This window comes from Aeromonas sp. s1(2024), from assembly GCF_040908005.1.
Taxonomy (GTDB): Bacteria; Pseudomonadota; Gammaproteobacteria; order Enterobacterales; family Aeromonadaceae; genus Aeromonas; species Aeromonas caviae.
This window is the reverse complement of the sequence record NZ_JBFOCW010000022.1, coordinates 1-1,878: the sequence shown is the minus strand read 5'-3', so window position 1 is coordinate 1,878 and position 1,878 is coordinate 1. Positions and strand designations below refer to the sequence as shown.

Genomic DNA, 1,878 nt, shown 5'->3' with positions numbered 1-1,878 from the left:
GCAGTCTCGGTCGCGAAGTCCGCATCACGGATACGGGAGCGGGCGGCACTGACGTTCTCGGAGATGTTCGCCTGGTTGCGGATGGTGGAATCCAGACGGTTTTGCACCGCACCCAGTTCGGCACGCTTCCCATCCACCACTTTCAGCATGGAATCAGTAGCAAGCAATACATCTTGAGCTTTGGCCTGGGTGCTGATACTGATACCACCAGCAGTACTACCGCTAGTGAAAATAGTATTGACAGCAATGGCAGCAGTACCAGCCGCAGTCGCCGCCGCCGCAATACCAGAAATACTGAAACCATCGGTCTGATTCAGGTTAAAACTAATGGTCTGGTTGGCGTCGGCCCCCACCTGGAAAGAGCCAGAATAAGTGCCATCGAGCAGCTTGGTGCCGGCGAAGGTGGTGTCCTTGGAGATACGGTTAATCTCAGAACCCAGTTGATCCATCTCTTTTTGCAGCGCATCGCGATCAGAGTCAGAGTTGGAGCCGTTGGCAGATTGCTGCGCCAAAGTACGCATCCGCTGCAGCATGGAGGTCATCTCATCCATGGCCCCTTCTGCGGTCTGTGCCAGGGAGATGCCGTCGTTGGCGTTGCGGTTGCCCTGGTCCAGGCCGTTGATCTGGGAAGTCAGACGGTTGGAGATCTGCAGCCCCGCAGCATCGTCCTTGGCGCTGTTGATACGCAAGCCGGACGCCAGGCGGGTATAAGAGGTATCCATTGATTTGCTAGTATTCATCAAGTTGCGCTGAGCGTTCAATGATGAAGTGTTGGTATTGATATACATAGCCATAAAGAATTTCTCCTGATGAACAAGAAACTGCGGGCTCTGCTTGCGTCAGTGCAGCCAGTATCCCACCGTTCAGACGGACAGATTGAACGATCTGTGCCATCTGGCGGGCCCTCTGTTTGAACGGACATAGGACCCGCAGTTGCGCAAATGTTGGATTTCCGAACACCCCTCAATTTGCTTCACACTCTGTAACGGCAGCCCCATGGGAAGCTTTAGGAAATTTATTGCCGCCTTCACCAACAAAGAGGCAAGCACTGTCCGCCCAGGTGGGAGCGACAAGAGGAGGCGGCATCGTGGAGTCCTCCATCTCATTAGCGGTGCTATCGTGCGTATTCCCCTAGGATGCAGAATGCATTGGCACAGCTTATGCTTATTGTTATGCGCCGCCGATTTTTCGGCGCACATAAAAAAGGCCGACAATGTCGGCCAAAGAAGAGCTTACGCTCAGGAGAACAACCTCGAGGATGACAGAGTGAACGATCTGCGCAACACTCGAGGGGTAATACCAATAAAAGAACTTCTCTTTCGATAGGACAAGGCGTAAATCCGAACACCCCATTGTTCCATCTTGTTTACCAGGGCGGCCTGAACACCCGCCCTTTTCTTTTTCTCGGCTTCAGGGCCCTTAGTTCTGCAGTAGGGAGAGTGCAGACTGCGGGCGCTGGTTGGCCTGCGCCAGGATGCTGGACGCCGCCTGCTGCAGGATATTCTGCTTGGTCATGTTCGCAGTCTCGGTCGCGAAGTCCGCATCACGGATACGGGAGCGGGCGGCACTGACGTTCTCGGAGATGTTCGCCTGGTTGCGGATGGTGGAATCCAGACGGTTTTGCACCGCACCCAGTTCGGCACGCTTCCCATCCACCACTTTCAGCATGGAATCAGTAGCAAGCAATACATCTTGAGCTTTGGCCTGGGTGCTGATACTGATACCACCAGCAGTACTACCGCTAGTGAAAATAGTATTGACAGCAATGGCAGCAGTACCAGCCGCAGTCGCCGCCGCCGCAATACCAGAAATACTGAAACCATCGGTCTGATTCAGGTTAAAACTAATGGTCTGGTTGGCGTCGGCCCCCACCTGGAA

Annotated in this window: 2 protein-coding genes; both read right to left on the bottom strand. The window is 54.2% G+C overall.

The genetic code is table 11. The features are described from left to right. The coding region (locus AB5Y70_RS05945; protein WP_368175976.1) for a flagellin at positions 1-794 on the bottom strand (794 nt) is incomplete at its 3' end. A 625-nt stretch (positions 795-1,419) separates the two neighbouring features. Next, positions 1,420-1,878: flagellin (locus tag AB5Y70_RS05940; RefSeq protein WP_368175975.1), on the bottom strand; the 459-nt coding region annotated here is incomplete at its 5' end.